Origin of the sequence: Mesorhizobium sp. M8A.F.Ca.ET.181.01.1.1, assembly GCF_004792025.1 — a bacterium.
Lineage (GTDB): Bacteria > Pseudomonadota > Alphaproteobacteria > Rhizobiales > Rhizobiaceae > Mesorhizobium.
The window spans coordinates 497,852-519,316 of record NZ_SRTV01000001.1; the positions used below are offsets into that span (position 1 = coordinate 497,852).

31 protein-coding genes and 1 tRNA gene are annotated in these 21,465 nt (G+C 63.6%); 13 read left to right on the forward strand and 19 right to left on the reverse strand.

Features of this window, described 5'->3' with window-relative positions; genetic code table 11:
• Positions 1–11 precede the first annotated feature (11 nt).
• Both EN824_RS02435 and EN824_RS02440 read left to right on the forward strand, forming a co-directional pair.
• Entirely contained in the window at positions 12–1,091 is a 1,080-nt protein-coding gene (locus EN824_RS02435) for a D-alanine--D-alanine ligase family protein (RefSeq protein WP_135931843.1), read from the forward strand.
• Positions 1,092–1,251: 160 nt separating this feature from the next.
• Positions 1,252–3,240: an AI-2E family transporter gene (locus EN824_RS02440; protein ID WP_135931844.1), complete on the forward strand. Its 1,989-nt coding sequence runs from the start codon at positions 1,252–1,254 to the stop codon at positions 3,238–3,240.
• Between the two features lie 39 nt (positions 3,241–3,279).
• Here the strand turns inward: EN824_RS02440 and EN824_RS02445 are convergent, their stop codons facing one another.
• Both EN824_RS02445 and EN824_RS02450 read right to left on the reverse strand, forming a co-directional pair.
• Entirely contained in the window at positions 3,280–3,465 is a 186-nt protein-coding gene (locus EN824_RS02445) for a hypothetical protein (protein WP_127278000.1), read from the reverse strand.
• A gap of 92 nt (positions 3,466–3,557) precedes the next feature.
• Positions 3,558–3,866, reverse strand: coding sequence for a hypothetical protein (locus EN824_RS02450; protein WP_135931845.1), 309 nt, complete (start codon positions 3,864–3,866; stop codon positions 3,558–3,560).
• Positions 3,867–4,137: 271 nt separating this feature from the next.
• Between EN824_RS02450 and EN824_RS02455 the strand changes: the two genes are divergently transcribed.
• Together EN824_RS02455 and EN824_RS02460 are read left to right on the forward strand one after the other, a co-directional pair.
• Positions 4,138–4,383, forward strand: coding sequence for a hypothetical protein (locus EN824_RS02455; RefSeq protein WP_127277998.1), 246 nt, complete (start codon positions 4,138–4,140; stop codon positions 4,381–4,383).
• A 96-nt stretch (positions 4,384–4,479) separates the two neighbouring features.
• A complete protein-coding gene (locus tag EN824_RS02460; protein ID WP_245464335.1) occupies positions 4,480–5,541 on the forward strand; it encodes a PAS domain S-box protein in 1,062 nt (353 codons plus the stop codon).
• A gap of 125 nt (positions 5,542–5,666) precedes the next feature.
• On the opposite strand, the gene EN824_RS02465 is transcribed toward EN824_RS02460, so the two are convergent.
• The 6 genes from EN824_RS02465 to EN824_RS02485 form a co-directional block, all read right to left on the reverse strand.
• The gene (locus tag EN824_RS02465) at positions 5,667–5,900 is read right to left on the reverse strand and encodes a DUF378 domain-containing protein (protein WP_127870385.1); all 234 of its coding nucleotides are present in this window, start codon (positions 5,898–5,900) and stop codon (positions 5,667–5,669) included.
• 148 nt (positions 5,901–6,048) lie between these two features.
• Positions 6,049–6,318: a DUF982 domain-containing protein gene (locus EN824_RS02470; RefSeq protein ID WP_245511705.1), complete on the reverse strand. Its 270-nt coding sequence runs from the start codon at positions 6,316–6,318 to the stop codon at positions 6,049–6,051.
• An 85-nt stretch (positions 6,319–6,403) separates the two neighbouring features.
• Complete coding sequence (locus tag EN824_RS02475) at positions 6,404–6,610, reverse strand: hypothetical protein (protein ID WP_127870386.1); 207 nt, start codon at positions 6,608–6,610, stop codon at positions 6,404–6,406.
• 138 nt (positions 6,611–6,748) lie between these two features.
• Positions 6,749–7,036, reverse strand: a complete 288-nt coding sequence (locus tag EN824_RS02480) for a hypothetical protein (protein WP_127870387.1) — start codon at positions 7,034–7,036, stop codon at positions 6,749–6,751.
• 199 nt (positions 7,037–7,235) lie between these two features.
• On the reverse strand, positions 7,236–7,481 hold the full coding sequence (locus EN824_RS35070) for a hypothetical protein (RefSeq protein WP_145972958.1): 246 nt from the start codon (positions 7,479–7,481) through the stop codon (positions 7,236–7,238).
• Between the two features lie 482 nt (positions 7,482–7,963).
• Positions 7,964–8,338: a hypothetical protein gene (locus EN824_RS02485; protein ID WP_135916728.1), complete on the reverse strand. Its 375-nt coding sequence runs from the start codon at positions 8,336–8,338 to the stop codon at positions 7,964–7,966.
• 75 nt (positions 8,339–8,413) lie between these two features.
• On the opposite strand from EN824_RS02485, the gene EN824_RS02490 reads away from it, so the two are divergent.
• A complete protein-coding gene (locus EN824_RS02490) occupies positions 8,414–8,683 on the forward strand; it encodes a hypothetical protein (protein ID WP_127279763.1) in 270 nt (89 codons plus the stop codon).
• A gap of 812 nt (positions 8,684–9,495) precedes the next feature.
• Here EN824_RS02490 and EN824_RS02495 read toward each other — a convergent pair.
• The 4 genes from EN824_RS02495 to EN824_RS02510 form a co-directional block, all read right to left on the reverse strand.
• Positions 9,496–9,699: a CsbD family protein gene (locus EN824_RS02495; RefSeq protein ID WP_127279764.1), complete on the reverse strand. Its 204-nt coding sequence runs from the start codon at positions 9,697–9,699 to the stop codon at positions 9,496–9,498.
• 138 nt (positions 9,700–9,837) lie between these two features.
• A tRNA-Gln gene (locus EN824_RS02500) sits at positions 9,838–9,911 on the reverse strand.
• A 55-nt stretch (positions 9,912–9,966) separates the two neighbouring features.
• Positions 9,967–10,263, reverse strand: a complete 297-nt coding sequence (locus EN824_RS02505) for a hypothetical protein (protein WP_127279765.1) — start codon at positions 10,261–10,263, stop codon at positions 9,967–9,969.
• A 361-nt stretch (positions 10,264–10,624) separates the two neighbouring features.
• On the reverse strand, positions 10,625–11,533 hold the full coding sequence (locus EN824_RS02510) for an alpha/beta hydrolase (RefSeq protein WP_127870390.1): 909 nt from the start codon (positions 11,531–11,533) through the stop codon (positions 10,625–10,627).
• A gap of 345 nt (positions 11,534–11,878) precedes the next feature.
• On the opposite strand from EN824_RS02510, the gene EN824_RS02515 reads away from it, so the two are divergent.
• Both EN824_RS02515 and EN824_RS36500 read left to right on the forward strand, forming a co-directional pair.
• Positions 11,879–12,175, forward strand: a complete 297-nt coding sequence (locus EN824_RS02515) for a hypothetical protein (RefSeq protein ID WP_127279767.1) — start codon at positions 11,879–11,881, stop codon at positions 12,173–12,175.
• Positions 12,176–12,266: 91 nt separating this feature from the next.
• On the forward strand, positions 12,267–12,401 hold the full coding sequence (locus EN824_RS36500; protein WP_272483009.1) for a hypothetical protein: 135 nt from the start codon (positions 12,267–12,269) through the stop codon (positions 12,399–12,401).
• Positions 12,402–12,463: 62 nt separating this feature from the next.
• Here EN824_RS36500 and EN824_RS02520 read toward each other — a convergent pair whose 3' ends face one another.
• The 4 genes from EN824_RS02520 to EN824_RS02535 form a co-directional block, all read right to left on the reverse strand.
• Positions 12,464–12,709 (reverse strand): DUF982 domain-containing protein, encoded by a 246-nt coding sequence (locus tag EN824_RS02520; RefSeq protein ID WP_135866170.1) that lies wholly within the window; start codon positions 12,707–12,709, stop codon positions 12,464–12,466.
• Positions 12,710–12,720: 11 nt separating this feature from the next.
• Positions 12,721–12,957 (reverse strand): DUF982 domain-containing protein, encoded by a 237-nt coding sequence (locus EN824_RS02525; RefSeq protein ID WP_135931846.1) that lies wholly within the window; start codon positions 12,955–12,957, stop codon positions 12,721–12,723.
• 127 nt (positions 12,958–13,084) lie between these two features.
• Complete coding sequence (locus tag EN824_RS02530) at positions 13,085–13,528, reverse strand: GFA family protein (protein ID WP_127870391.1); 444 nt, start codon at positions 13,526–13,528, stop codon at positions 13,085–13,087.
• Between the two features lie 244 nt (positions 13,529–13,772).
• A complete protein-coding gene (locus tag EN824_RS02535) occupies positions 13,773–13,952 on the reverse strand; it encodes a DUF3606 domain-containing protein (RefSeq protein ID WP_135931847.1) in 180 nt (59 codons plus the stop codon).
• Positions 13,953–14,585: 633 nt separating this feature from the next.
• Between EN824_RS02535 and EN824_RS02540 the strand changes: the two genes are divergently transcribed.
• Positions 14,586–15,014, forward strand: a complete 429-nt coding sequence (locus EN824_RS02540; protein ID WP_127279403.1) for a DoxX family protein — start codon at positions 14,586–14,588, stop codon at positions 15,012–15,014.
• A gap of 77 nt (positions 15,015–15,091) precedes the next feature.
• Here EN824_RS02540 and EN824_RS02545 read toward each other — a convergent pair whose 3' ends face one another.
• Both EN824_RS02545 and EN824_RS02550 read right to left on the reverse strand, forming a co-directional pair.
• Entirely contained in the window at positions 15,092–15,397 is a 306-nt protein-coding gene (locus EN824_RS02545) for a hypothetical protein (RefSeq protein WP_127279404.1), read from the reverse strand.
• Between the two features lie 90 nt (positions 15,398–15,487).
• Positions 15,488–15,745, reverse strand: coding sequence for a hypothetical protein (locus EN824_RS02550; protein ID WP_245520935.1), 258 nt, complete (start codon positions 15,743–15,745; stop codon positions 15,488–15,490).
• 484 nt (positions 15,746–16,229) lie between these two features.
• On the opposite strand from EN824_RS02550, the gene EN824_RS02560 reads away from it, so the two are divergent.
• The 4 genes from EN824_RS02560 to EN824_RS02580 all read left to right on the forward strand — a co-directional run bounded on the left by EN824_RS02560 (position 16,230) and on the right by EN824_RS02580 (position 18,742).
• Positions 16,230–16,592, forward strand: coding sequence for a hypothetical protein (locus EN824_RS02560; protein WP_135931848.1), 363 nt, complete (start codon positions 16,230–16,232; stop codon positions 16,590–16,592).
• 4 nt (positions 16,593–16,596) lie between these two features.
• Positions 16,597–17,022, forward strand: a complete 426-nt coding sequence (locus EN824_RS02565) for a hypothetical protein (protein ID WP_245512105.1) — start codon at positions 16,597–16,599, stop codon at positions 17,020–17,022.
• Positions 16,979–17,668 (forward strand): terminase family protein, encoded by a 690-nt coding sequence (locus tag EN824_RS02570; RefSeq protein WP_245520936.1) that lies wholly within the window; start codon positions 16,979–16,981, stop codon positions 17,666–17,668. Before EN824_RS02565 ends, EN824_RS02570 begins: the two co-directional genes overlap by 44 nt.
• Before the next feature lie 603 nt (positions 17,669–18,271).
• On the forward strand, positions 18,272–18,742 hold the full coding sequence (locus EN824_RS02580; RefSeq protein WP_135931850.1) for a GNAT family N-acetyltransferase: 471 nt from the start codon (positions 18,272–18,274) through the stop codon (positions 18,740–18,742).
• Between the two features lie 179 nt (positions 18,743–18,921).
• Here the strand turns inward: EN824_RS02580 and EN824_RS02585 are convergent, their stop codons facing one another.
• The gene (locus EN824_RS02585; RefSeq protein ID WP_127873230.1) at positions 18,922–19,629 is read right to left on the reverse strand and encodes a hypothetical protein; all 708 of its coding nucleotides are present in this window, start codon (positions 19,627–19,629) and stop codon (positions 18,922–18,924) included.
• A gap of 177 nt (positions 19,630–19,806) precedes the next feature.
• On the opposite strand from EN824_RS02585, the gene EN824_RS02590 reads away from it, so the two are divergent.
• On the forward strand, positions 19,807–21,375 hold the full coding sequence (locus EN824_RS02590; RefSeq protein WP_245464413.1) for a glycosyltransferase family 39 protein: 1,569 nt from the start codon (positions 19,807–19,809) through the stop codon (positions 21,373–21,375).
• Positions 21,376–21,465 lie beyond the last annotated feature (90 nt).

Here is a 21,465-nt window from a genome sequence, read left to right on the forward strand (position 1 = left end):
GAGGGATTTCGATGACCGGAAAGATCAGGGTTGCCATCCTTTATGGCGGGCGCTCGGCCGAGCACGACGTGTCGCGGCTGTCGGCGGCCAACGTGCTGAAGGCGATCGACCGGACGCGCTACGAGGTGGTGCCGATCGCCATTTCCCGGGAGGGCAGGTGGCTGCTGCAATCCTCGTCCGAGGCTGGCGGCGATGGGGCAGGGGCTCCGGTGTCGGAGGACGGCGTGGAGGTCGCTCTGCTGCCCGGCGGCAAGGGCCGGTTGATCTCGGCGTCGCACGAGGGAATACGGGCTGACCTTACGCCTGTCGATGTCGTCTTTCCCGTGCTGCACGGTCCCTTCGGCGAGGACGGCTCGGTGCAGGGCTATGCGGAAGTCGCCGATGTCGCCTATGTCGGCTGCGGCATTCTGGCTTCCGCCGCCGCCATGGACAAGGACGTCGCCAAGCGGCTCATGCGCGAGGCCGGCCTTGCCGTCGCCCGCTCGGTCACCGTGCACAGAGGCGATGTCGGTTCGTTCCAGGAGATCGCCGGGGCGCTTGGGCTGCCTTTCTTCGCCAAGCCGGCACGCCAGGGCTCGTCCTTCGGGGTGAGCAAGGTGAACGACGGGGATGGCTTTGAAGCGGCCGTCGAAACGGCTTTCCGCTACGACGGCAAGGTGCTGATCGAGGAGTTCGTCGAAGGCCGCGAGATCGAGTGCTCGGTGTTGCAACGGGCAGGCGGCTCGCTCACGGTTTCGCTGCCGGGCGAGATCATCCCGGCCGGCAAGCATGGCTTCTACACCTATGAGGCCAAATATCTCGATGCCGACGGCGCGGTGGTCAAAGTGCCCGCCGACGTCCCCGCCGCGACCGCCGACAGAGCGAGGGAAATGGCTGGGCAAGCCTTCAAGGCGTTGGGCTGCGAGGCCATGGCGCGCGTCGACTTCTTCCTGCGCGCCGACGGCTCCCTGTTGGTCAACGAGGTCAACACGCTGCCCGGCTTCACCGACATCTCGATGTACGCCAAGGCGCTGGCGGCGATCGGCATCGGCTACGCGGAGGTCATCGACGCGCTGATCGAGCACGCGCTGGCGCGGCACGGCGCACGCTGATCCGGGCCGGGCAGGCAGCCCGTCGGAAGGCCGGTGCGCCCTTTCAGCGCGGTCGCCACGCCGGATAAACTGCGCCTTGAACGACGTGTGTTTCACCTCTGGCTAATGTTGTACGCCGGCTCTATATGCCGGATCATGGAGCCGGCAGGAGGGACATGGAATGGCGGCCAATCGTCGAAACGGGATGGCATCGCCGCCTCATGGATTGGAGGAAATTCTTTCGCCCGCCGCCCCACACCCTCGAACGTCATTGCCCAATGTGGCCACCATCGTCACCACGGTGGCGGCGCTCTATTTCGGGCGTGAGGTTTTCCTGCCGATAGCAATCGCGCTGTTGCTGACTTTCGCGCTCGCCCCTCTTGTGTCCGCGCTCAAACGGGCCGGTATTCCCCGGATTGCCGCCGTCATCGTCAGCGTTTTGGGGGCGTTCGCCGCCCTTGCCCTGTTCAGCTTCATTGTCGCCACGCAGGTCAGCGAACTGGCGCAGAACATCCCGGTCTACCAGACCAACATCCTGACCAAGATCCGCTCGCTCAAGGAGACCGGAGTCGGCGGAGGGATCATTGCCAGGTTGGGCAAGGTTGTCGAACGTGTCGGCCAGGAAATCGACAGGCAGGAGACGTCGCCGCCGGCCGCCACCCCGGAAAAGCCGCCGCGTGAGCCGGTGCCGGTCGAGATCGTCTCGCGCGAAAGGCCGCTGGAGGTCCTGCAGAACATAGTCGGGCCGCTGATCAGCCCGCTCGGATCGGCCGGGCTGATCATCGTGGTCGTCATCTTCATGCTGCTCGAGCGAGAGGACTTGCGCGACCGCTTCATCCGGCTTGTCGGTTATGGCGACCTTCACCGCACCACCGAGGCGCTTCAGGATGCCGGCAAGCGTGTTGGCCGGTACCTGCTGATGCAACTGGTCGTCAACATTTTGTACGCGATACCGATAGCGATCGGGTTGTGGATCCTCGGCATTCCGAATGCCTTGCTATGGGGATTGCTCGCGCTAGCCCTGCGGTTTGTTCCTTACATCGGGCCTGCCATAGGCATGCTGCTGCCGCTGTTCCTGGCGCTGGCCGTGGCGCCAGGCTGGTCGCTCGTGCTGTGGACAGCCGCCCTGTTCGTGGTGATGGAACTGGTTACCGGCAATGTCGTCGAACCCTGGCTTTATGGTTCGCGAACCGGGCTGTCATCCCTCGCCATCATCGTAGCGGCCATCTTCTGGACGTGGCTCTGGGGGCCGCTTGGGCTGGTCCTGTCAACACCGCTCACCGTGTGCCTGGTGGTGCTGGGCAGGCACGTGCCGCAGTTCGAGTTCCTCGACGTGCTCTTCGGCAACGAGCCCGTGCTCGAACCCCATGCGCGCCTCTACCAGCGTCTGCTCGCCGGTGATCCGGACGAGGCCACGGACCACGCCGAAGAGATGCTGGAAGAGAAATATCTGGTCGATTTCTACGACAAGGTGGCTATTCCCGCACTTCTGCTGGGCGAGCAGGACCGTGCGCGCGGTGTCATGGGCGATCAGCAAAGGCGGCAGTTGGCGGCCAGTGCGCAGGCGCTGGTGGCAAACCTCGACGAAAGTGCGCAGGAGGAAGCGGATGAGGAGGATGGCACGCTCGTGGCCGCGGAGGCGAGCGACGACGGTGAGACCGCCGGCGAGGAGGAGGCCGATCTGCCCGACGGCACGGATATGTCGGTGCTTTGCGCTGGCGGGCGTGGCGAGCTTGACGACGCCGCAGCAGCCATGCTGGCCCAGGTCCTGGAAGTCCAGGGCACGACGGTCTCGAAGGCAGGCTTTGCAGACATGGAACCGGGAGGTATTCGCCGCCTCGAACTCGACACCGTCGACACGGTCGTGGTTGGCTTCCTGAACGCGGATTCCATCAAGCACGCCCGGTTTCTGGTTCGCCGGCTAAAGCGTACGAAGGCAGCGCTGCGGGTGGGAATCGTGTTCTGGTCGGAGACCGGAAATGAGGACAAGGACGCAGCCGTCAAACTGGCCCAGGACATCAACGCGGATTTCGTGGCGCATGGCATGATGGATGCAGTGGTGGGCGCACTGTCGAACGAGCCGCCGGTCGCCCTGAAGCTCGTTGCCAAACGCCGCATGCGGCGTCAGCGGGCCACCCCGAGAAAGGCCTCGGCCACCGCTGCGAGCTAGGGCAATTCCCGGAAAAGTGTGTAGGGGTTTCGCGGTCGTTTACATATTTGAAGCAACGTCGCGGGAGGAGGGCGGCTTGGGCTTGTGGGCTGGCCGCATCTTCGCGGTCTGGTGGGGAAGGCGGGAAACAGGTTTGACCGGATTTCCAGCGACCGGTGCCTGAACCTTGCGGCGCCGGAGCCAGTTGGAAGACAGTTCGGCAAGCAGACTGCGCAGGGTCTTCACAACATTCTCCTCCGTCGGGCGATGCAGTAACCTCCAGAGACCGGACTTGTTCCACTGCGCTTGGAGCCGTGGCGGTCCGCAGGCTTTTTTGACTATTGCATCGAGGCTGACCGAGGAAGATCGAACGGCATGACCGCACTCTCCTCGCCATTGTCGACGAGCCCGTTCCCACTCGCAGCCAAGCCGTTGCCCAGAGCGTCGAATTCGATTGCCGCGCCAAGCAATTGGGCAGCGTGCAGGACAAGGTATTCGACATCCTCGAGGGCGACATTCTCGGCCAGGTTTCGCACCCTGATCTGTTCCGCCACCGCGCTGATGTTGACGATGCCTGCCATCTCAAAGGCCCTCTGGACCGCCGAATTGACGTCGTCCAGCAACCGCGAAGAGTATTCGTACCGCATTTAAACCTCCCTTGGAGGGCTTGTTTCTATCCATGTCGCAGCATGCGCCAGGTGGACGCGGATGACAAGCGAATTCTCAAAAATATTTGAATAAAATCAATAAGTTAGCATAGTAATGCAAGTGGGGGTCCGACGTCTTATTCTCATCATGGGTTAGATGCGCCGTTCCCCCACTGGCGGCACTTGACGCATTATCAGGCAAACCCTATTTATTAGCTGAACGAGGTAGATACTAACTCGACACATTCTCAGCTCCAGCGAGGAAGCTTAGATGGCTGACCTGGAACGTCCGGAACGGCTGCAGATCATGCTCACCGTTGACGAATTGATGGCCCTGGAAAACTGGCGCTTCGAAAAGCGCATGCCGAGCCGCTCCGCCGCGGTGAGGGAGCTGTTGCGCCGGGGTCTGGCCTCCGATGGCTTCCTCGCCGCCGGGCAAGGGACCAAATCGCAGGAATTCGGCGTGCTGGCGCCCGAGGTCGATGGCAGAAGGCCAAACGGCGGGACGGCTGAGTAAGCCGGGAGCTGCGGATTCCTTAATTCCGTCAGGGGGGCGATTGCCTCGATTGGTTTGCGGGCTAGTTAGGTGGCCATGACGGAATTCCTGGCGGCGATGAGTGATGTTGAAGACAAGGGACGATTGGGCGCGAGCGCCGATGCGCGGCTGGCGGCGATTGTCGATTCCTCTTTCGATGCGATCATCAGCAAGGATCTGACCAGCGTCATCACAAGCTGGAACCTCGCTGCTGAACGCATGTTCGGCTACAGCCCCGAGGAAGCGGTGGGGCAGTCCATCCTCATGCTGATACCCGACCACCTCAAGGGCGAAGAGACGGAGATCATCAGCCGGGTTCGCAGCGGCGATCGCGTGGCGAGCTATGAGACGACCAGAAGGCGCAAGGATGGCTCGCTCATTGCCGTTTCGCTGACGGTTTCGCCAGTCAGGAACGGCGTAGGCGAGATCATCGGCGCTTCGCAGATCGCCCGCGACATCTCCGCCGCCAAGGAGAGCGAGCGCCGCATCAGGCTGTTGATGCGCGAGGTCAACCATCGCGTCAAGAACCAGTTCGCGGTCATCCTGTCGATGGTCAGGGAGACGAGCAAGCGCTCGAGCGACCCGCAAGAGTTCGAGGAACTGATACGCGCCCGCATCATGGCGCTGTCGCGCTCGCATGATCTGCTCGTCACCTCGGAGTGGGCGGGAGCGAGCCTCTTCGACCTGATCCAGGAGCATCTGAAGCCCTTCGGCCGCGAGGAGCAGATCCTGCTTTCCGGGCCGGTCCTGACGCTGCAGTCGAACGCGGTGCAGAACCTCGGCATGGCTTTCCACGAGCTCGGCACGAACTCGTCCAAATATGGCGCCCTGTCCAGTGATGCCGGCCGGGTCGAGATCACCTGGACGATAGGCTCTAGCGCCTTGGGCGAGCGTGAATTCCAGTTGACCTGGGAGGAGACATCGAAGCCTCGTCCCGGCGACCGGCGCGACGAGACCACGCGCAAGGGGTTCGGCACCGTCGTGCTGCAGCGTGTGGCGCCGCAGTCGCTGGGTGGCTCAGCCGTTCTGGAACGGTCGCCCGGCCATTTGAAATGGCGACTGAGCGCGCCCCTGGCCTCCATCATCGTGGCGCAAGCCGGTACCGAGCCCATCGCCGATGCGGCGGGTTTGGGTATTTAGATTCGAGATTTCAATAGGTTGTCCGTTCGATCCTGAACGAGGAAGCTTGGTTGCCGCCGGGCAGGTGCGCGTAGAAATAGCCGTCATGGTGGGGCGGCGGGGGACCCCGCCGCCCGTTTTACCGGTCACGGATGATGATGGATATGCCTTTCGGCATCGACTTCGCCAACCGTGAAGCTCTGGAAGCCCGGCATGAGCTGCCATATGGCGGCAAGACCGATGACCGTATAGGCGAGGCGGGCCAAGGTGGCTCCTCCAAGGGCCGTGCCGATCACGTCATAGCCCGTTACGCCCATGGCCAGCCAGTTGAGACCACCAAGGATGATAAGGGCGAGGGTGACGAGGTTCATGATGCGCATAAACGCCTCCTGATGTTGCCTGAACAAACGCCGGAAGAAAAACGCCTGTGGTTTCAGGAGGTTCCGTCAATCACGGAATTGTGAACGGTGGTAACGAGCGTGAGCGGCGGCAGGACGCGAAATCAGGCCGGGTTGCGGGGCCTGGAGCCTATTCGACCAGGACGTGCGCCTCGCGCGCGGCCTCGACAAAGGCCTCCCTCGCGATATCCGGGGAAACGTCGCCACTCGTGGCGCGACGGCAGGCGCGTAGCGCCGACTGATGTTTCAGGCTGCCGGCATCGCGCCAATGTGTCGTGAGGAGTTCGATGGCCTGTTGTGTGTTGGACAGGTTGCGGGTGGCTCCGGTGACGCCGACCGAAACCACGACGGGCTTGGAGAACCACGCGGTTTGCATTGGAACCTCGACCATGTTGCGCATGGAACGCGCGTGGCCGCGCGAGGTTTCATATCAGCCGATCACTGTCGCGTGAGGCTCGGCCCGGCATCTCCCGGCAAAACAAGGCCTAGAGGATGTTGGTCGTCACCTCGACGATGATCGCGGCGCCTTCCAGGCCGCCGTTGGGCACATGCACGACACGCGAGACCCGCAAATCCTGCGGGCTTCCGTCGACCGACAGGGAAACACTCTCTCCAATGCGCGGCACGGCCTGGAAGGTGGCGTTGGTGGCGTCCGGCCGGTTGTCGATGGATATGCGGCAATTGACGGTCATGGAATGTCTCCTGTGGCTGGCGGTGCCCGGTCGTCAACGCGGGGTCCGTGAAATGGTTTCAGGAGGGCCGGGGCAAACCGAGTGACCTGCCCGATGTCCGCCTGGCGGCCAACGGGCGGTCCGACGGCTTCCAGGCTTCTAGTTGGCTCTCGGAACGAAGTAGTTGGTGGTGACCGCATCGCGGCCCATCCCACGCGTGACTTGAACCGTGGCATAGCCTTCCGGGGGAATCGAGCCGGTCGCCGTCCGGTCGACCTGCTTGCATCGGCCGACCATTTCGCCGCCCGGCCACGGTGCCAATCTGACTGCAAGGGCCGCTTGGCATTCCTCCAGCGAGGAATAGGCGACGGGCTGCGACTCCATGGGCCGGCAGAGCGATGCGTTGCATGAAAGCATGATCATCACCGCCGCGGTTGCCGGATCCATGAAACTCTCCTGTTGGCCGACAACGTGCAACGGGACGCAAGGTTTCATGCCGGGGATCGAGCACCGCCCCGTGGGCATTCGGCTGCGCTTCTTCCGCAGGTATTCGACGCCTGCAATCGAAACTGCTTGGCCAGGGAAGCGACCGCGCTTAAAGGCCCGGCCCCGGTCCGCGCCTTTGGGTAGACCAAACGCCGGAACATCAAAGGCCAAACGAGGATATCGTCCAAGCGTTCTGGTACCCGAGGCGCGGCTTGGTATTCGCTGCGTCGGTCTGGGTCGACGTTGCTGTTCCGGTTGCGGTGCAATCCAATTTTGCCGCCACTGCCGCCTTGATCGATAGACCAGCGCATGTGTTCGCAGCAGTGACTTTTGCCTTCTTTTCGTGCGCCGCAGCGACACTTGAACCGGCGAGGACAAGCGCCAGGCAAACGAGGGCCATTTTCATTAGAGCCACCTATTTTAGTGTAATCTAAATTAAAGTTAACGTAACGTTAACTGGCCGTCAATCGCGACGGGGTCCAGGGCGGAAGTCGCCGTCCTCCTGCCATTCTGAATTGTTCATCCAAGGCCCCAGGCGCCCGCCTGGGGCTGGACTACGGAGGAACGATGACTTGGATTTTCCGGTGCGAGCGGTCCTAGCAGGCAGGGCACCGGCCGATATCCTACCTGTATCCCGATTGGCCGATCGGTAGCGGATCTGAAGCGATCCGGCCTGACTCCGTTCAGAGAGTTCGCTTGCGGTTTTCTGCCTGGTTCCCGTTCATGGACCCGAACCACATCCCCGATCGCACGTCGTCACGGGGGTTTTAGGGACTACGGGCAGCCGGGCCAAGCTGGAGTTCCTCCCGGCGGCTTACGATGCTCAGCACAAATGCCGTGTGCTGGATTATCCCCGCCTCAGCGCGGACTCTCTCTCAGGTCCAGATACTAGCCTAAGCCGCGAAGCGCTGCAGCGCTCGCTACATTGGAAAGAATTTCACGGGATCGCTCTATAAGCCTACGGTTCCCCTCGATGACTTCCTGAGTTTCCTTGATGCGACGCTCCGTTTCATCCAAGCGGTCAACCAGCTTTTTGGTGTCATCGATGTGTTGCATGACAATGGCCACCTTATCATGATCCGCGTCCTCCCGGCTCAACAACTCGCGCGGGATGGAAGTTGTTCCCTGATTGGCCCATGAGCCGGAGGCTTGCGTGGCGGTTGATCCACGGAGGAATGTTTGCGTCAGCCGAGGAGGCGGCGACATGAAGGCCGAGGCAAAGCGATTTTCTTGAGCATGCGTCAGAACGTTGTTGATGGCCACCGGCTCCGCCCTTGCCAAGTCAATCGATAGGAATATATTCCTCGCGCGGCGATTTCTGCAATCTGAGGCCGCACCATGTCCAAAACCATTGCCGATGCCATTCGCAACCGCGAGACGTTCTACGTCACCTGCGGGCATCCGATGTGCAATCATTCCCTCCAGATCGACTTGCAAGCGCTGGGCGCCCGCCTGGGTCTCGACCACGGCGCCATGCATAACGACTTGGTGAAAGTGTTCCGGTGCGATCTGTGCAAGCGTGCAGGCAGGGGTCAGCGGCCGGTGTTCTTCACCTGCATCCCTGATTATGGCGCGATCGATCGGCGGAGGAACAGTAGCAAAGACTGACTGGCGGTCTTGGCCGAGTGCTCCGCTGGCGGGCTACAGTTTTACGCTTCGCGGTTCGTATGATCGGGGGGCCGGGAATGCGGCGGCTCGGCGCCGGAGTTTGGAGGGGAGCGCCGAGCCTAGCCGGCCGGTACCTGTGGGGGGCCACGGGGTCCTGCCGGGCTGCGCCGACTATGCCCCGCCTTCCAATAAGAACGAAGTCATCCGAAAGGAGGTGTCCTTGCGCGACATTGGCCACGTCATTTCCCGTCCGCAACCAACCCTGCCGCCACCTGTTGACCCTATGCTGGGTAGATCCCTAGCACTTCTGTCTCTTCCCGCCGGTTTCGCCCGGCGGGCTTTTTCATGCCTGGAACGTTCTTTGGAGGCGGGCGTTAATGATATCGTGGTCGATTCTTTAGGATGTAGCCACGCCCAGGGCCCGTCGCGGGGGGCCACGCGGCGGGCCTTTCATTTAAGGCACGGCAATTCAATAACGCTGGCCAACGGCTCGTGGCTTGGCTTTTCGAGCCAGAAGAGCTGACGCAAATCGCGTTGGTCGGCCGGCTGGCCGCGGCTTAGTCTCCAGATGGTGACGACCTGGTTTACCAGGCTTTGTTGCATGAGTATGGAGCCTCGAAAGTTGGAACTATTTTAGCGCGCGCTGATTGAATCATCGGCAGCCGGGGTCGACTGCTGACCAACGTCCCTCCAAGACCTTTGGTCGGCCCGCGTCAGAGTTGGGTGGCGCGGGCCATCGCTTTCGGAGGCCGGGGAAAATTGCGCGAGTCCTGTGCATGCCGAAGACGAAGGCTGGATTCACGGTGCCTTTCCTACCAGCCCTGCCTGCTATACCAGTCATCGATATCCCGACGGGCGCGATCCTTTTCGATGCCGTAGCGCTCCTGGATCTTGCCTTCGAGCTGATCGCGTTTGCCGGCGATGCGATCGAGATCATCGTCGGTGAGTTTTCCCCACTGTTCTTTGACCTTGCCCTTCACTTGCTTCCAGTTTCCCTCGACGCGATTCCAGTCCATGACAACCTCCTTCGTTCGAAAAAGGCGCAACGTCGTCGTGTCGAGGAAGTTCCCAAAAGGCCATCTGTGGCGGCCTTCGGGGGATCGATGCATATTCGACGATACGTCAAAAATTGCATCTAAGTCATTGGTTTTGTTTGGTTCCCGCTCATGGGCTCGAACCACGATTCACGCCTTCAAAGGGCGCTGTCCTACCATTAGACGAAGCGGGAAAGGCGGGACGTTATGGCGTCCTTGCGGCTTGCCGTCAATTCGGACCACCGGCCGTCAATTCGGGAAATCGACGCCCGGGTCCTGGCAGCGATGGACCGGGCAGGTACCGTCGCGGGACGGGATATAGGCCGACATCGGGACGTCAGGCCAGTCGCACTCGTTGCCGAACTGCCTGACATAGCGGTCATAGGTGTTGCGGCCGGTGGTCAGCACCACGGCGCGATGGCTCTGGATCATGGCGCGAATCTCGCCGCAACTCATGGAGCGGCTGTCGGGACGGGCATCGGCCAGGCCGGTCGTCGCGAGCACGGCGCCGATGGCCATCAACAAGGTCAGAACGCGAGCGGACATTAGGGTTCTCTTTGGTTTGACTGAATTGCACATGCGGCCGGTCCGGATTGGCGCTGGAATGGCCGCTTGCATTGTCGCACACAACCGCTTTCGTGTCTGTTGGGTTCCGCGCAACCAAATCGGGCGTCGCGCATTGCTGGGCATGGACGGCAGGAAACCCTACGAGACACCGCAATGGTGGCCCGGAAACGAGGGCCGTGAGGCGATGTGCTGTTCCTTCTGCGGCGGCCGCGACCATCGTTTCGAGGAGTGTCCGCGAAGATCCGATCCTTTCCGGCCTGGTGAACACGACGGCGACGATACAGCGGAGCAATCAGTCGGCTGATCCGAGGTGACTGGCAGTGGCTAACCGGGGCGGTGGCTAACCGGCACCGGCCTTGACCTCGCCGAAGAAATCGATCAGCGCGCCAGCCGTTTGCCCGGGCATTTCCTCGGGGAAGAAGTGCCCGCCTGACATAGCGCGGCCACGCACGTCATCAGCCCAGTTCCGCCATAGCGCCAGCGGTCCGCCTTCGCCGGCATACCATTGGGCCAGCGCGCCTTGCCCGCTCCACAGTGCCAGCACCGGGCAGGCGATGCGCCGGCCGGCGGCTTTGTCCGCCCGGTCGTGTTCGCGGTCGAGCGTTGCCGCCGCCCGGTATTCCTCGCAGATCGCGTGGATGTGGGCGGGGTCGCGCAAGGCATCGACATAGGCCCGGCGGATGCCGGCTGGAAAGACATCGGGCGATGAACCCCAGCCGCCCAGCGCATTGTCGACGATGGCGTCTGGGGCGCCCGCCAGGATCTTTTCCGGCAAGGGCGCGGGCTGCGCCAGCAGGGACCACGGCCAGTAGCCGAGCGCCAGCCGGGCATCGGCCCGGTCCCAGGCATCGGCCGTGGGCACGATGTCGAGCACGGCGAGTTTTTTGATAGGGCCGGGATGGTCGAGCGCCAGGCGGTAGGCGACACGCCCGCCGCGATCATGGCCGGCGACCATGAAGCTGGTAAAGCCGAGTTCCGCCATCATCGCCACCATGTCGGATGCCATGGCCCGCTTGGCATAGGGCGCGTGATCGGCGCTCGATGCCGGGCAGGCGCTGCGGCCATAGCCGCGCAGGTCGGCGCAGATGACGGTGAAACGTTCGGCGAGCGCCGGCGCAACGTCGCGCCACATCAGATGGGTCTGCGGAAAGCCGTGCAGCAAAAGCACCGCCGGTCCGCCACCGGAGCGGCGCACGAAGATGCTGACGTCCCCGATGTCGACGTCGATAGGCTGGAAATGCTCGAACATGGCTGGCCTCCGGCACAGGCAACGGCTGGAGAATGGAGTTGGTTGCAGCGCCTTTTGTGCAAGCGCCGGCTCTTTGCGCCGCGAAGGTGGCTCGCCGGCGCGATCGGCGTCGCCCGCGGCCTTGGCCTCTGGCCGGGTTCGCCATGCTGATCGTGCTGATCGTGGCAGGGCTGCTGCACCACCTCGAACCCAGGGCCGGCCTTGGAGTGAGGGCGACAGACAGCCGCTCCGGCCCCAGAGGCAGGCCCTCTTCGCCAACCCATTGGGCCAACCTTTCGGGCCGACGGGCGTTGTCCCAGTGAAGGGAAGGCCGCCGCGGGCGGCTGTTCAACGAAGGAGGCCGAGATGAAAGCTCTCGCCATAGCATCATGCGCCACGATGCTGGCCGTGGCGATGCCGGCCGCGGCACAGACGGCTCAGCAGATACCGAACCAGCAGGGCGACAAATGCCGGGTGCAGACGGATCAAGGCGGCAAGCAGCAGTCCGGCAGCGGCGACCTGAGCGAAAAGCTCAGTGATTGCGGCGGCGTGTTGAAGCCGCCGGCTACCGGCGACCAAGGCATGGCCGCGCCGGCGCCCGATGAAGGCAACACACCGGTAATCAAGCCTGGCGAAGTGCCGCCCCAGCCGCCGAAGCAGTAGAGCTGGTTAGACGACATTGCAGTGCCTGCAGAGGAACCTCGCTGACCAGGAAACGTTTCTATGACAAGACGGACCTTGGAAGGATGGGATCGTGAGAGATATTGCCGGCACCGCCACGTTGCTTGCCTCTATTGCTGTTGTGATCGTCCTGATGCTGATGGCGCCGAAGAGCTTCGGCTTCGAGAGTTCCCACCCGATCGTCAACCGCGATCTGCCCACCCAATGATCGAAAATGGGTCCAAAAAAGCAGGCGAGTTCGCCTGCTTTTTGTTTGGGCATTGCCTTGGCCTATCGGACCAGAAGGCCGGCGTGATCGCACAGCGCGGTAAAGGCCTCCTGTGCCTGTGCCGCGCCTTCATTGTTGGTTAGCGCCGCCTCGATCTTCTCGCGCGCGGCCTGGTAGAAAGGGCCGCGCTTGGCATGCGGCCAGTCGATGAGGACTTCACTGGCGTCCTGGAGCGTGGCCACCTCACGGATCGTGTCCGATCCATGCGGCTTGACCCGCAGCGGTGTCGACAGCATCAAATCGGCCATTGGTTTTCCCGCTATTGGAGGATGCGCGCTTCACGCGCGGCGTCGATCATCGCCCGCATCGCCTTTTCCGGCGGCGTCCAGCCATCCAGGGCATCGCGGCAGCTGCGCAGTGCCGCCCGGTACCGCCGGCCCCGGCCGGCCGGCCAGTCACCAAGGCATTCCAGACCTTCCCAGGCGCTGCGCACCACGCGCTCCCGTTCGGGGGTGAATTTCAGGCGGATCGGTCGGGGAAACATCTTGTCGTTCAACGGTCGTCTCCATGAATCGCATGGCGGTCAAAACCGGGGGCGAACCGACATGCACAGAGGAAGCGCCGGATAACGTGGCCGACAGGGCAGGGTTCCAGGTCCGGACGATCAATTTTCAAGCTTGCGCTCAATCGCTCGCGACGGCGTCCGACAAGGCTCTCGGCGCTGGCAGATCCGCGCCCTCTGCCAGCGGCCGGTCATGCTCGAACTGCTCGGCGTCGGGCAAGGCATGCAGCCAGGTTTCGCGCCGGCCGGTCCACAATTCATATTGCGGTTCAAGGTCCGTCGGCGCGACGTCGAGACTGCCGAGCATCACCTCGGCCTCGTTGTCGTCGACCCAGGCGACGCGGCTGCCGCAGGTCGGGCAAAAGCTGCGTGTGCCGTAGCTTGCCACTTCGCCCGATGTCTCGAAGGCATCGCGCGGCCAGATGGCAAAGGCGGAATAGACCGAACCGCTCGCCTTGCGGCAGTCCTTGCAGTGGCAAAGGCCAACCCGCGACGGCTGGCCGGTGACGACGAAATGCACGCCGCCGCACAGGCAGCTACCGGTCCTGCGTGTTGTCTCGGACATGGTTGCGGCCCTCCGTTTTCGCCACCCTGGCTGTCAGCCATACGGCTGTGCAGCCGATGCTTCGTCAGTTTGGCATGCCACGGGCCGGGCGGGACAGATGCTCGTCTGCCATTTCGTTGGCCAGGATGAGAAACCGGGAAAAAGACATCCTGTTCACCGTACCGCCGGGCCCGGTTGACGCGGCCCGCAGCAATCTTCAACGCCATCCAGGCGAAATGGTTGCCGCCTTGCGGGCCGCGTTCTTCTATCCGCGCGCGGCCATGTGGTTGTCGAGCTTCTTGCGCGAGGGGCCATAGCGCTTGATGATGGTCTGCGCCTCGCCCTGCGGAATGCCGTATTTGCGCGCGAAGGCGGCGACCTCATAGGTCTCCTCGCTCGAGACCAGCTTGCGGTCCTGCTTGGTCTTCGATTTGTCGTCGGGCATGGCTGGCCTCACTTTCTGTAAGCCGCATGGTTGCGCGGACGTCTAGATGTCGCGGTCAGACATAACACGGATCGGTCATGCTGGTTCCATGGCGGATGGCGGCGACCGCCGGGCGCTTGCCGCCGGCCCCGGTTCAGGCCGATGGAAAGGCCGGGTCGGCGCCATGGCCGTCAGTCGCGCCGCATTCGGCGCAGGGCGCGCTGGCGCCGGGGCAGCCGCGGTAATGCGTGCCGGCGGGACAGCAAAGGCCGTTTGAACTCGTCCAGCGCGGGCACTGGAAAACCTGCCCGGTGCCGCCGCAGCCATCGCACTCCAACACCGCTGACTCGACCAGATAGGACTTCGTCCCCAACCTGACGCTTGCGCCCAAAACTCGACCCACCCCAAAATCACTGCACAGGACACGCCGTACATTAGCCCCAGCTAACAATATCACGTTGCCGGTTACGGACAAGTTTCAGGATCGTTAATTGTTCATGAATGCCCGGCGCATGTTGTGGGGGCTGACGACCGGCGCCCTGCGCGTGCTCCGAAATCGGAGAAAAAAATCGCCGACTCATGAAAAATCGCTGGCCCATGTCGGATCCGCGCGTGGCGGCGCGTCCTTGGGGCTGATGAAGCTGGAGAACAACCATGTCGTCGCAAATCGCACAATCGCCGTGGCAGACCGCGGCCCTCCTCGTTGCCCGGCTGATCTTCGCCGCCGTCTTCCTGATGGCGGTGACCTTCAAGTTCATGGGCATGGAGGCCACGGCGGGCTATATCGCGGCCGCCGGTTTCCCGTTCCCGCTCTTCCTCGCCTGGTGCGCGGCGATTCTGGAGGTTGCGCTGGTGCTGTGTCTGCTGAGCGGCGCCTTCTTCACGCAGGCCGCCCTGGTCGCCGCCGCCTATGTGCTGTTCCTGGCATTTGCCTTCCACGGACCCAGCCACTGGTCAGGCAACCAGGCCGAATTCGGCTTCTTCGTCGACCATTTTTCATTCCTGGCCGGGCTGCTGTTCGCGGCGGTCCATGGACCAGGAAGGATTCTGGCGCTGAACCTGGGATGGCCGGGCAGGGCTTGAAAGCCCGCCCGGGGCAGGGCTTAAGTAGCCCGCCGGGCAGGGCGTGAGAGCCCGCCCGGCAAGGCGCGAAGAGGACCTTACATCTGGTCGTTGTAGGGCTCCTTCATCTGGCCGACCATGCGGGCCAGCTTCGAGAAGGACGGCATGTCCGCCTCCGGCTGGCACTGGTTGGCGAGTTCCAGCAGCCGGATCGGGAAGTTGACGGCGTCGCGGCTCGACGCCGACATGCCTCCTGATCGCTCCTCGCCGGTTTCGGAGGCCTCGGCCTTGCGAAGGGCAATGTCGATCTCCTCCGCTGTCAGCACGCCCTTCTTGACCAGGACGTGGTTGATCGAGGCGACGGCCATCAGCAGGCCTTCGAGTTGCAGGTTGGCGACGTTCATGGACTGCTCCCTCCATTGATCGCAGTGGAAACGCGTCAGCGGCGTTTCCGATCCCAGGACGCTGGCCGGCCGGACGCGTCTATTCCTGCGTCAGGCGCTCGCCATATTCGCGCCACACCGCCTTGACCTCGAGGCTGCCGAGGCGCGGGATCGAGGGTCGCCGCAGTCTATGGCGACGGTGCTGATGTCGTAGTTGGGGTAAGCGTGGGCGACGAAGCGGATCGCTTCGCCAAGCGAATGCACCCGGATGATCGGATCCGCCTGGCCCTGGCCAGTGCTGCGCACGCCGGAAACCGTGGCCGGAGCGTGCCGCATCCTGAAGACGGATGCCATGGCTGGTCTGTCCATCGTCCTCTCCTAAAAGGCCGTGCGACGGGAATCATTCCATGAGCTGCCGCTGATGATTTCACAGGAGCCGGCTGTTGAAAAGCCTGATGAATGTCAGGCCGCGGTCATGCCCCTTCCAGTTAAATATGAATTTTTTCCTAGAAGCTCGTTGACCGGGTGAGGGCAGCCATGCTACATATTTGTCCATGGTGCTGATTTGCGCCAACGACCCGCCGCCGAGGCGGGTTTTGTTTTTTGGCGCCATGCCAGGAACGCCGCTGCGATTGCAAATCTGAATGCTGGCGGGACAGCGCCCCCCTCTGTCGTGCCGGACATCTCCCCCACATGGAGGGAGATCGGCAGCTTTGGCGCTCCGCCACTCCATCAGACGTTGGAAATTGGCGAAAGCCGGCGAGTGCTTAATCTCCCCCCTCGTGGGGGAGATGTCCGGCAGGACAGAGGGGGGCGCCGTAGAGCGCTACCTCCGCGAGATGCGAGAAATCCCATGCCCCGCTATGCCACCATCATCACCGGCGATGACGGCCTTGAGGTCGTCAGCGCCATCGGCGAATTCGAGGGCGTGGCGCCGCAGGCGCGGCTCGGCCGTGTCGAAGCGGTCGCGCCCGGCGTGCTGATCGGGATGGTGCGAGACGCCAGCGGTGGGTTTTGTTTTCCGCGGGCCGGCATCGACAGCCGCGCTGTCGGCCTCGCCATGGCGAAGCTCAAGGCCCAGGCCGGGGCGGCAAAACCCGCCGCAAGGCCGAAGCGTGGCAAGCGGGCCGGGAAGAAGACCGTGCGCTCGAAGAAGGCGGTCCGGCGAAGCAGATCGGAGCCGCCCAAAGCGGCGACCGGCGATGCCTTGGGGTAGGCCGATGGCTGACGAAACCGACGTCGCGCCGAAGCGCCGCAAGGCAAGGCCGGCGAGGCGCAAAGCCGCCGCCAGCCCGGCAGCCGCGAAGGCGCCCCGCCCGAAGCGGACGAAGAAGACGCTGGGCGACGATTTTCTCGCCGCCGTGCGGGCCGATTTCCGGGCGCATGGCGCCGGCGTCTTGGCCGAGGTGCGGGCCGACAAGCCCGACCAGTATCTGAAGATCGTGCTTTCGGTGCTGCCCAAGGACATCGATGTCGCCATCAACCAACTGGACACGCTGAGCGATGAGGAAATCCGCAGCCGCATCCGCGCCCTCGAAGCCGTCCTCCGGCCGTTCCTCGACGAACCCTGCGATCCCGGCCCTGCCGATCCCGGCCCCGCTGATGCCGGCGAGCGCGGAATATCTGGCGCTGCTGGCGGAACTTGACCGCCGGCGCCGCGCCAACCAGTTGGCGGCGTACAAACCGTATCAGCGCCAGGCCGAGTTTCACGCGGCCGGCGCGACCAATCGCGAGCGGCTGTTCATGGCCGGCAACCAGCTCGGCAAGACCAGAGCAGGCGGCGCCGAATGGGCGATGCACCTCACCGGCCGCTATCCCCAGTGGTGGCAAGGCAAGGTTTTCGACACGCCGGTGCGGCTATGGGCCGCCGGCGTCACCGGCGAGGGCACGCGCGACAACCCGCAGCGCGTGCTGGTCGGCCCGCCGCAGCAGCAGGCGGCATGGGGCACCGGCATGATCCCGGCGGATGCGATCGCCGACACCATCATGGGACGCGGCGCGCCCGGTGCGCTCGACAGCGTCGTGGTGCGCCATGGCGGCGGCGGCGACGTACAGGCCGGCGAGAGCGTGCTGTCGTTCAAGAGTTTTGAAAAAGGTCGTGAAAAATGGCAAGGCGAGACGCTGCACGGCGTCTGGTTCGACGAGGAACCGCCGCTCGACATCTATTCCGAAGGCCTGACCCGCACCAACGCCACCGGCGGCATCACCATCGTCACCTTCACGCCGCTGCTGGGGATGAGCGATGTGGTGCTGCTGTTCCTGTCGGCGGGGGAGGTGGAGAGGATGGGGTGAGCAGCCGGTTCGCGTAAGCGAATTCATCGTGCCGGTGGCACGATGAAAGGCCGGCGAACGCCGGGACGCTGCAGAGCAGCGGGGACCCGGCCGGGTCCGCTCAGGACTTGGGTTCCTCGCCCCCGCAAAGCGCGGGAGAGGTGGCCGCGCAGCGGTCGGAGAGGGGCTTCGTAGGGCGCCCGCTTAACCAGGTCGGCGCCATGCCCCTCTCCGTCTCGGCTTCGCCGAGCCACCTCTCCCCCCGCTTCGCGCGGGGCGAGGAAACCAAGCTTTCCAAGGACGGCCCTCATGTCCCGTCACGTCACCTTCATGACCATCGACGATGCCGCGCACTATTCGCCCGGGGAACGCGCGGCGATCGTCGCCGCCTCTCGGATATTCTGTTCGAGGTGACCCTGCGGAGGTTCAGGCGCGCGGCGGAGGAATAGCCCGAGACTTTGCTCGGCGTCGAAAATCTGCACCTGTCGGTTCTATCGAGCCAAAGCCCGCTTCGGTTCGCGCCGAGGCGGGCTTTTTGCATTTGTGGCTCCCGACCGGCCACTGCTATATCCCGACGCAAGGCTGCCGCGTTCGCGGCGGCGTTGATTCAGCTTGGGTTTGCGGATGCACATTGAACGATATGACGGGGACCGCGACGCGTTGCGGCCGCTGTTTGCCCTTGCCGACGATTCATCCATGCAGATCTCCAGCTATATCGGTCAGGGCGAGGTGTTCGTCGCGCGGGATGGCGGGAGGATCGTCGGCCATGCGCAGATCATCGAGACAGGCGACGGCGGTGTCTTCGAACTCAAGAGCCTTGCCGTGCGTCCGGCAAGACAGAGCGAGGGGTTGGGGCGTGCCCTTGTCGCGGCGGCAATCATCCGCTGCCGCGAGTGCGGCGGCCGACGCCTGATCGTTTCGACGGCGAGCGCCGATATCGGCAACCTGCGATTTTACCAGCGGCAGGGCTTTCGGATGTACAGCATCGTTCGGGATGCGTTCGGGCCATCGACCGGTTATCCCGAAGGCCTGCTCGTGAACGGCATTCCGTTGTGCGACCAGGTGGTCTTTGAACGGGATCTCGGCGCCGATTGACGATGGCGGATTGCCCGCATGTGTTGCAATGCCATTGGACTAGCGACAGCCATCGCACACAACCAATAGCCCGCTCCGGTTCGCCGGGGCGGGCTATTGGTGTTTCTGGGCCTAACGCGCATCTTCGGATTTTTCATGCATGGCGTGCTCCAAAGCCGGGTTACTTCGGTAGACCTGCCTTAGGCCAGGATGTTGACGGCGCGGGCCGCGACCAGCGCGATCGTCAGCAGCGAGATCATCGCCTCCGCCATCATCAAAAGCTTGGCGCGCCGGGAAAGCGGCAATGTGTCGGTTGGTGAAAACGCCGTCGCATTGGTGAAGGCGAGGAAGAAATAGTCGACGAAGCCGGGCAGCCAGTCGCGGATCTCGCGGTCATTCAGGGTCATTTGCGGAAACAGGAAATCGGCATGGGCGCGTTTGACCAGGCCGCAGGTCGGCGGCCCGCCCCGATCGGTGCTCCAGAACCACAAGGCAAAGACGATCACGTTGGTGACCCAGATGTTGAGCGCGTCGACCAGCAGCGTCTGGCCGCTGGAGCCGGCATGGCCAGCCAGCAAGGCACGCACCAGGAGCACCAGCGAACCGCAATTCATGACGCTGACGACGCCGGTCATCACCAGGGCCGTCCGGCGGATCATGACGCGAAACCGTCCGACCAGATACCAGTGCTCCTCCTCGACCGCTTTCTGGGTGGCGGCCTGCGTCCAGGCGGTGGCCACGGACAGCGGCGCGAGCAGGGCGGCCTCCAGCGCCGGCGCCAGCCAGCGGGGACCGAATGAAAGATCGTTGATGACCAGAAGCTGCAGGCAGATGATGACGAGGACCGCCGCGCGCGCCAGCCAGAAGTCGAGCGCGCGGTGGTGGATGACGGCATGCGGGTGACGCATCGAATATCCGGGATTTTCTAGTGGGGTCAGGTGTGCGGGCTGTTCAGCCCGGTAAGGGCAACGGGACGCCGAAGTTCCCGCTCAATCTTGGTCTTGCAATGACCTGCAAGTATACTTTTTTGTAAGCTTTGACGTTGGGGCTGTTCGGCAAACCGGGCAATGTGGTTTAAGCCGCGCATGGCGGGAATTGACGACTCCATCGATCGTTGGGTGCCGGCAGGGCTGCCTGCCGTGGCGCTGGACTCGTCGTCGTTCTGGTCCGCCCTGCTTCGGCACCCCTGGGGTTTGCTGGCACTTTTGTGTCTGGTGCAGACGCTGTGCTGGACCGTGGTGCCAACACTCATCGATCCCGCACCGCCCGGCGATGTCGTGGAAGGCTTCATGTGGGGCCGCGAATGGGTGCTTTTGACCTACAAGCACCCGCAGCTCCCCGGCTGGCTGCTCGAGGCCAGCCATCTCCTGACCGGATCGTTCCGCTGGCCGCAATATCTGCTGGCCCAACTGACGATCTCGGCCACGTTCGTCCTGGTCTATCTGCTGGCCCGCGACATGCTCGGACAACGCCGCGCGCTGGCCGCCGTGCTTTTGATGCCATCGGTCTATTTCTTCGGCTGGCCGACGCCGCAATTCAATCACGACTATGCGCAGATGCCGTTCTGGGCCGCGGTCTGCTGGCTGCTGTGGCGCGCCGGCCGCGGTGGCGGGCCAGGCTGGTGGCTGGCGCTCGGACTGGTGTCGGGCGTCGGGCTTTATGCCAAGTTTTCCACCGGCCTGCTGCTTGCCTTCGGCGCTCTCTGGCTGCTGTCCGACGCGCGCGCGCGCAGTCGGCTGGCGACGCCCTGGCCGTGGCTTGGCCTGGCCGTTTGTCTCGCGGTCGCCGCGCCGTTGGCCATCGCACTCTACCGCATCGATTTCCTGCCGTTGACCTATTTCGCCGGCCGCGATGCCTGGGTAACCGAGCACCGTGCGCGCCTCTACTATATCGGTGTCCAGCTAGCCGGGTTTTCCGGCTTCCTCCTGGTGCTGGCGATATCAGGGCTGCTGCGGCGCACGTCGGCTCCGCAGGACCCCGTCGAGCGCGGTAAGCTGGTCTATCTCACCTGGATGGGACTTGGGCCGGCGACGCTGATCATGGTCGCCTCTTTGTTCACCGGCACCGGCGAGGCCTGGGGCGCGCCGATGTACAATCTCGTCGGCGTCGTCGCGCTCGCCTTTCTCGGTCACCGGCTCGGTGCCCCCGAGATGCGAAGGTTGGCGATCTGCGCCTTCATCTGCATCGTGGCCATGTCGGGGGCCTATGCGGCCATCCGCTGGACGGATTGCAATGTGCGCGGGCGGATGGACGCCGTCTGCTGGCCGGCGCGGCCGATCTCGGACGAGGCCGAGGCAATCTGGCACGCGGCGGTGCCGGGCCGGCTCGACATCGTCGGTGGCGACACCAATCTTGCCATGCTGGCGGGCCTCAACGCCTATGACAAGCCGTCGATCTTCACCGATCTCGATATGCGGTTCGCACCCTGGATCACGAGGCAGCGGTTGCGCGACCATGGCATGCTGATGGTTTGGCCGGGTCGTCAAGTGCCGTCGCGGCTGCGGGCATGGTTGGACAACATTCCGGTCAAGACCGTTCTTTTCAACTGGTCGCGCGAGGCACCGCCTGTGGCGATCAGTTTTGCGGCCATTCCACCTGGTATCCGATATCTGCCGGTCGCCGCCAGTAGCCGGACACGGCATCCGCGCAACTGAGGTGCCCCCAGTTCCTTAGGGGGCGAATTTCACCGGTATAGCCGAATGGCCGCTCGTCCGACTGGACGAAGCAGGCGACAATGCCCATTT